Below are 7,444 nucleotides of genomic sequence, written 5' to 3' on the forward strand. Positions count from 1 at the left end.
TCCTCGAAGAAGCTGACAGGCAGCCCAGGCACATCGACGCGCATGGAAATCACCGTGCCTGACGCCGGCAAACGTTCGATCTCTGCCGCGGGCCGGCCCTTGCGCCCGCTGGTGACAAAGAGCGTCTTCAGGTCATCGCCGCCAAAGCACGGCATGGTCGGGCACTGAACAGGAACGGAAACAGAAGCCACGATTTCACCGGACGGCGCAAAGCGCAGCAGTTGCGCGCCTTCGAACATCGCGACCCAGTAGTGGCCCTCGGCATCGACTGTCGCGCCATCCGGGCGGCCTTCGTAGCGCACCGGTGAGTCGGCCGTCCAGCCCTGGGGCTTGGCCTCGAACTGATGGAACACGCGCGCACGCGAGAGCGAATTGGCCTCGGCGTCCCAGTCCCAGGCGCACACCACATGCGCGGCGGTGTCGGCCCAGTAGAGCGTGCGGGCATCGGGCGAGAACGCGAGCCCGTTGCCGGTGGTGGCCTCGTTGGCCATCTGCGTCAACGTGGGCGACACGCCGGTGTCGGTGCGCGCGTCGAAGCAATAGAGCGCGGCGTTGGCCCGGTCCTTGGCCTCGTTGAGCGAGCCGGCCCAGAAACGGCCCAATGCATCGCATTTGCCGTCGTTGAAGCGCATGGTGCGCGCGTCATGCTCCACACGCGCCATCGCGACCAGTTCGCCGCCCCATTCGCGAGCCCGGTAGATGCCGTCGCGCAGCGCGATCACCAAGCCGCCGCTTCGCGCCGGTGCCATGCAGCCAGGCTCCGTGGCCAGGGCCCAGCGTTCCACCTTGGCGGCGGGCGTGCCGATTTCCCCGCGCGTACGCAGCACCGCCCGCCCCGGAATGTCGAGCCAGTAAAGCGAGTGTTCGTGCGGGTGCCAGAACGGCGATTCGCCGAGCTCGCAAAGGCTGTCTTCGAGGGTGGTCCACATGATTCCGGCATTGTGCATCCGCTCCCGCGCAGGCCAAAAAAAAAGCCCGCTGACGCCGAAGCGCTCGCGGGCTGAACATCCAAAGGAGACCTTGCTGAAATCGTTCCTGTTTTTCTTCTTCTCACCACCAGCCCGCGCCTCGTATGCCTCCTTCGCGAAACACCGCGGAACCGGCTTTGCCGGGCCGCTGGTGTTGCCCCCAGCAGGGGGGTTGGCGAAGCGACACGAAGTGCGCGAAGACTGGGGGGTAGCCTATAGCTTGGGGGTTACCTGTTGTATGCGGTCTCGCCGTGCGAGGAGATGTCGAGGCCTTCGCGCTCTTCTTCTTCCGACACACGCAGGCCGATGGTGAGGTCGGCAATCTTGAAGGCGATGAACGCCACCACGCCAGACCAGACGATGGTCAGCAGCACGCCCTTGAGCTGGATCCAGACCTGGGCACCGATGCCGTTGGACACGATGCTGGCCGTGACCCAGTCGCCCACAAGGCCGGGGCCGCCGAGAGCCTGGGTATTGAACACACCGGTGAGCAGCGCGCCGACGATACCGCCGACACCGTGCACGCCGAACACGTCGAGCGAGTCGTCCGCGCCGAGCAGCTTCTTGAGGCCGTTGACGCCCCAGAGGCAGGCGAAGCCGGCGATGAAGCCGATGATGATGGCGCCCATCAGGCCGACGTTGCCGGCGGCCGGGGTGATGGCCACGAGGCCTGCCACGGCGCCTGAAGCGGCACCCAGCATCGAGGCCTTGCCGCGCATCAGCGCTTCACCGATGCACCATGCGAGCACTGCTGCGGCGGTGGCGGTAAAGGTGTTCATGAAGGCGAGCACGGCGCTGGTGCCGGCTTCGAGGGCCGAACCTGCATTGAAGCCGAACCAGCCGACCCACAGCAGCGACGCGCCGACCATGGTGAGCGTGAGCGAATGCGGCGTGAAGGCTTCCTTGCCGTAGCCGACGCGCTTGCCGATGACGTAGGCGCCAACCAGGCCTGCAACGGCTGCATTGATGTGCACCACGGTGCCGCCCGCGAAGTCGAGCGCGCCCCATTGCCAGATCAGGCCGGCCTTGGCGTTGTTGGCATCCACCACGCTGGCGGCGGTGTAGGCGTCAGGGCCAAGCCAGAACCAGACCATGTGGGCCAGCGGCGCATAGCTGAAGGTGAACCAGATCACCATGAACAGCAGCACGGCCGAGAACTTGGCGCGTTCTGCAAAGGCACCCACGATCAGGCAGCAGGTGATGCCGGCGAACGTGGCCTGGAAGGCGGCGAACAGCAGCTCGGGGATATACACACCCTTGCTGAAGGTGGCGCCGGGCGCGAACACGCCGGTGGCCGGATCGAACACGCCCTTCATGAAGAGCCGGTCGAAGCCGCCGATGAAGGCATTCCCCTCGGTGAACGCCAGGCTGTAGCCATAGATGAGCCACAGCACGACGATCAGCGAGAAGGTGACCATCACCTGCATGAGCACCGACAGCATGTTCTTGCTGCGCACCAGGCCGCCGTAGAACAGCGCCAGGCCGGGAATGGTCATCATGATGACGAGCAGCGTGGACAGCATCATCCAGCTGGTGTCGCCCTTGTTGAAGGAAGGAGCGGGAGCCGCGGCGGGCGCTGCTTCGGCAGCAGCAGCGGGGGCGGCGGCAGCAGGTGCCGCGGCGGCGGGGGCTGCGGCGGGAGCCGGGGCGGTTGCAGCCGGTGCCGTGGCAGCCGGCGCTTCAGCCGCCGGCGCCTGCGCAAAGGAGGCGGTGCCGGCAGCGAGCACGCTCAAGCCGAGCGCAAGAGAAACAAGCAGTTTTTTCATGGTTGTTTTTTCCGGGCTGATCAGAGGGCTTCGCGGCCGGTTTCACCGGTGCGGATGCGAACGACCTGCTCGAGGTTGTAGACAAAAATCTTGCCGTCGCCGATCTTGCCGGTGCGGGCCGCGCCTTCGACGGCTTCGATCACGCGGTCGACGAGTTCGTCGGAAACCGCCGCTTCGATCTTGACCTTGGGCAGGAAGTCGACCACGTACTCAGCGCCGCGGTACAGCTCGGTGTGGCCCTTCTGGCGACCGAATCCCTTGACCTCCGTGACCGTGATGCCTTGCACGCCGATGGCCGACAGTGCTTCGCGCACTTCGTCGAGCTTGAACGGTTTGATGATGGCTGTGACCAGCTTCATGATGACTTTCTCCTTCTTGGATGGATGAATGGTGCGGCAGCTTGGGCCGCACCTTGTTCTTGTGCCTGCTTACAAGGTCTTGCTGAGCGTAACGATGAAGCGCGCCTTGTTGGGCGAGTAGTACTGCTCGCCGATCGGGCCGAAGCCGAAGTCCACGCCCGGGTTGCTCAGCGCGAGGTAAGAGCTCTTCTTGTTGGCGCCCTGCACCGAGCCGGCCAGCGCCAGGCCGTTGCCGAAGTCATACGACACGCCCACGTTGTAGTCCACGTAGCTCTTGTAGCCCAGGCTGCGAATGTCGCTGGACATGTGCGTGTAGCCCACGGCCGCCTTCAGCGTGAGCTTGGGCACGATTTCCTTGCTGTAGGCCAGGTTCAGGTAGCCGGTGTTGCGGCCCTTCAGGCCCGAGCCCGACTTGTAGCCGGCGTAGCCGAAGTAGTCCTTGGAAACCGTGTGCGAGTACTTCAGGGTGAACGAGCCGATGGCTTCGTCGGCCCAGGTGCCCGCGCCGTACAGCTCGGTCGTGTTGCCGATGGAGTTGCCCGGGTAGATGTAGGTCAGCGCGCCCACGTCCAGGTCGAACGGGCCGGCCTTGAACTTGTAGCCGCCATAGAGGTCGCTCTCGATGCTGTTGCCCTGGAGCCAGTTGACGCTGGAGTTCCAGTTGCCCACATAGAAGCCGCTTTCGCCGAAGGCGTAGTCGAAGCCGCCCTGGATGGCGGGCTTGAAGCCCTTGGTCTTGGCGTAGTCGTTGTTCCCGATCATGTCCTGGTCCTGACCGCGGAACTTGTAGTTGCTGGTCAGCGCCACATTCCCCGTGAGCTGAGCGCTCGCAAGCATCGGCAGGGCTGCAAGGGCGACCACGGCCACTGCCTGGGCGAATTTACGGTGCATCATCGAGACTCCTCGGAGTTGGTTGAATAGTTGGGGGACACCGTCTCATAGCAGGGAGCGTGCCAAAGTGCTCGTTCTTCCAGCCGAGAGGCGGCGGACCCGTCATCCGCAATCCGCTTGAAAAGTTACAAGAGTGTTCAGGTGCGACGCCGTTTCGGCGCCGCGGTGCACAAGCCCAACCAAAAACGGGCGCACCATAATGGGGAGAGTAATAAGAATGAGCTTGTCTTTGGTGCAAAGCCGCGCTTTGCTTGGGCTGGAAGCGGCCAGTGTCACGGTCGAGGTGCATCTGGCCAACGGCCTGCCCAGTTTTACGCTGGTCGGACTGGCCGAAACCGAAGTCAAGGAAGCGCGCGAACGTGTGCGCTCGGCCATCCAGAACGCCGGCCTCGAGTTTCCTAATAACAAACGGATCACCGTCAACCTGGCGCCGGCAGACCTGCCCAAGGACTCCGGCCGCTTCGACCTGCCGATTGCGCTCGGCATCCTGGCGGCCAGCGGGCAGATCCAGGCTGCCGGCTTGGCGGGGCATGAGTTTGCCGGCGAGCTTTCCCTTTCTGGCGAGCTTCGGCCCGTGCGCGGCGCGCTGGCCATGGCGCTTGCGCTGCACACCCGCGGCATCGCCACACGCCTGGTGCTGCCCACCGAAAGCGCCAAGGAAGCGGCCCTGGTGCCCGGCGGCGAGGTGTACGGCGCCAGGCACCTGCTGGACGTGGTGCAGCGCTTCATGCCCGAAGGTTCCGCCGCGCAGCAGGCCGAGCCAGCCGTGCCGCCCAGCGCGGACGGCTGGGCCCGCATCCACGCCGCGGCGGCCAGGGCCGCGCCCCTGTATGCCGACCTGGCCGACGTAAAAGGCCATGCGAGCGCCAAGCGCGCGCTCGAAATTGCCGCCGCGGGCGGGCACAGCCTGCTGATGGTGGGCGAGCCAGGATCGGGCAAGTCCATGCTGGCGCAGCGCTTTGCCGGGCTGCTGCCGCCGATGAGCATCGACGAGGCGCTGGAGACCGCGGCCGTGGCCAGCCTGGGCGGCAGCTTCTCGACCGAGCGTTGGATGAGCCGGCCGACTTCTGCGCCGCACCACACCTCCAGCGCCGTGGCGCTGGTGGGCGGCGGCTCGCCCCCGCGGCCCGGCGAAATCTCGCAGGCGCACCACGGCGTTCTCTTTCTCGATGAATTCCCGGAGTTCGCGAGGTCCGCCCTCGAGGCGCTGCGCGAGCCGCTCGAAACCGGCACCATCACCATCGCGCGGGCCGCCCGGCGCGCCGAGTTTCCGGCGCGCTTCCAGCTCATTGCGGCGATGAACCCCTGCCCTTGCGGCTACCAGGGCTCGGCGCTGAAGGCCTGCCGCTGCACGCCCGACCAGGTCTCCCGCTACCAGAGCAAGCTCAGCGGCCCGCTGCTCGACCGCATCGACCTGCACATCGAAGTGCCCGCGGTGTCGGCGCACCAACTGCTCGGTGCACCGGCCGGCGAGGCGACCGGCAGCATCCGCGCCCGCGTGGTCGCCGCGCGCAACCTGGCGGTGCAGCGCCAGGGCAGCCCGAACCAGGCACTGCAGGCCGGCGCCATCGACCAGCACGCCGCGCTGGACGAGGCTGCGCGCAAGTTCATGGTCAACGCCGCGGCCAAGCTCGGCTGGTCGGCGCGCAGCACGCACCGCGCGCTCAAGGTGGCGCGCACGGTGGCCGACCTGGCCGACGCCGAATCGGTGCAGGCCGTGCACGTGGCGGAGGCGGTGCAGTACCGTCGGGGGTTGCGAAATTGACACCAATAATGAATTCGCCGCAATCGATTGTGTAAATGGAATGCAACTGCTTAGCGGAGATCGCTTGAAACAAGTCTTGACCACCGTGATGACCGCTTTGCTGGGTGGCTGCGCCTCGTTCGCGCCGTATGTACCTGTCGAAGATGGACCATTCGCGACACTGGTTGTTTCTTCAAAAATCACGAGTTGGCGGCCAGGAAGCGTCGGCTCCACGACATTGAATTTCGCAATCGCAAACGAACAAGGCTGCGGCAACTTCGTCAAACCCGAGCCAGCCACTCAAGAGCGCGGTGAGGTCAAGTACAAGATCCCGATAAACAAGGACATCCTCATCGGCTACGCCCGTGATTCCGGGGTGATGACGTGCAATGTGTCTGCCTCATTTCATGCGACGACGGCAGGTGCGCAATACGTGCTGAATGGGCGGGTTCTAGGCATGCAGTGTGCGCTGACGGTTTCGGAAATAACCGCAGGCTCATCAACGCTTATACCGCTCGAGCCTGCATTCAGAGATGCGTGGATTGGTCGCAAAGCGTGCAAGCGACGACAGGATCTTTGATTCCGGCAAGCGACGCACAAGCTATCTCCGTGGTAGGACGCGCCCCGGGTGCGGGCGCACGAGAACGCCGTCATGCGAGACGCGGATCCTGACGTTCGACGATTGCGAACCGCCGGTCTCAGTCTCAGCCACGAGAGCACGCAGCTCCCTCGTATTGGTTTTTCGCTCGAGCTGAGCACGGCGCGCATCGATCGCCAGCAAGCGGGCCTTTTCATTGCCGTGCGTTGTCACCGAGAACCATTCGGCGACGTACCGGCCGTCGATTCCGCCGGTCTTGGCCAGCCAGTAGCGGGGCAACCCGTCGGCGCCCTTGATGCACGAGACCCCGGGAATGCCCGAGCTGTTGTTTTTTCTGAGGATCTCGACGACGGGGATGGGCTCGGGCAGCGTTCGTTTCGACCTGGACGCCGCAGCTTTGGAGGCATTTGACGCCTTCTGTGTCGTCGCCCTCACGCGAGCTTCGGCGGGATGAACGTTCCGCAGTCCTTTCATGGCCTCCAGCTGCTTCTCGCGCTCCGCAATGGCCAGGCACTCCGCCTGGGCTGCGCCGTAGCGGCCCACGCTGAAGGACTTGGTCAGCAGGCGATTCGCACTCACACGGGTGATCGCGTGCCAGCTCTTGATTTCGCCCTTGGCGTTGAAGCGGAAGGTCACGCCGGAGACGCCGCTCTTGTTGGTGGTGCGCAGTTTCTGCGCCAGTTCGCTCCGCTCGGGCGGCAGATGGTTGCGCACGATCTCGTCCCGGTAGGCCTGCGCGCACGCCAGCGCGGCGGCCTCGCCGCCATACCGGCTGAAGGCGAAGCTCCTCATGAACCGCGTTCCCGCGCGGCTCAGGGTGACTCGCCAGCTGTTGGCCACGCGGAAGATGCCGTACATCGCCGGCACGTTGTAGAAGTCGCGGCCACCCGACGCCGGTGGCGCTTCGTGCGTGTTCGCGGGCCCTGGACCTGCGTTCGCGCCGGCATCGCTTGCCGAGAGGGATTCGCTCTGCTTCATGCTGCTTGCTCTGATGTGGATTTCAGCCGATGCCCGGCTTCGACCGGACGAAGGGCTCTTGCTCATAGGCGTACGCGAAATGTGTCTCGGCGGCAAGCTTCGGAAATGATCAGAAACTCGCGTTCAGATTGAACCCAAAC

7 protein-coding genes are annotated in these 7,444 nt (G+C 65.0%); 2 read left to right on the forward strand and 5 right to left on the reverse strand.

Annotation, left to right across the window (positions count from 1 at the left end; genetic code table 11):
- From EJI00_RS24460 to EJI00_RS24480, 4 genes are all read right to left on the reverse strand, one after another.
- The coding region (locus EJI00_RS24460) for an SMP-30/gluconolactonase/LRE family protein (RefSeq protein WP_148110647.1) at positions 1-929 on the reverse strand (929 nt) is incomplete at its 3' end.
- A 266-nt stretch (positions 930-1,195) separates the two neighbouring features.
- Positions 1,196-2,734 (reverse strand): ammonium transporter, encoded by a 1,539-nt coding sequence (locus tag EJI00_RS24470; RefSeq protein WP_126750066.1) that lies wholly within the window; start codon positions 2,732-2,734, stop codon positions 1,196-1,198.
- A gap of 20 nt (positions 2,735-2,754) precedes the next feature.
- Positions 2,755-3,093: a P-II family nitrogen regulator gene (gene glnK / locus EJI00_RS24475; RefSeq protein ID WP_126750067.1), complete on the reverse strand. Its 339-nt coding sequence runs from the start codon at positions 3,091-3,093 to the stop codon at positions 2,755-2,757.
- Positions 3,094-3,162: 69 nt separating this feature from the next.
- Entirely contained in the window at positions 3,163-3,987 is an 825-nt protein-coding gene (locus EJI00_RS24480) for a TorF family putative porin (protein ID WP_126750068.1), read from the reverse strand.
- A gap of 214 nt (positions 3,988-4,201) precedes the next feature.
- On the opposite strand from EJI00_RS24480, the gene EJI00_RS24485 reads away from it, so the two are divergent.
- Both EJI00_RS24485 and EJI00_RS24490 read left to right on the forward strand, forming a co-directional pair.
- The gene (locus EJI00_RS24485; protein WP_126750069.1) at positions 4,202-5,749 is read left to right on the forward strand and encodes a YifB family Mg chelatase-like AAA ATPase; all 1,548 of its coding nucleotides are present in this window, start codon (positions 4,202-4,204) and stop codon (positions 5,747-5,749) included.
- 88 nt (positions 5,750-5,837) lie between these two features.
- Positions 5,838-6,308: a hypothetical protein gene (locus EJI00_RS24490; protein WP_221885069.1), complete on the forward strand. Its 471-nt coding sequence runs from the start codon at positions 5,838-5,840 to the stop codon at positions 6,306-6,308.
- Between the two features lie 21 nt (positions 6,309-6,329).
- On the opposite strand, the gene EJI00_RS24495 is transcribed toward EJI00_RS24490, so the two are convergent.
- Complete coding sequence (locus tag EJI00_RS24495) at positions 6,330-7,304, reverse strand: AP2/ERF family transcription factor (RefSeq protein ID WP_185868213.1); 975 nt, start codon at positions 7,302-7,304, stop codon at positions 6,330-6,332.
- Positions 7,305-7,444: the final 140 nt, after the last annotated feature.

The organism is Variovorax sp. DXTD-1 (genome assembly GCF_003984625.1).
Taxonomy (GTDB): Bacteria; Pseudomonadota; Gammaproteobacteria; order Burkholderiales; family Burkholderiaceae_C; genus Variovorax.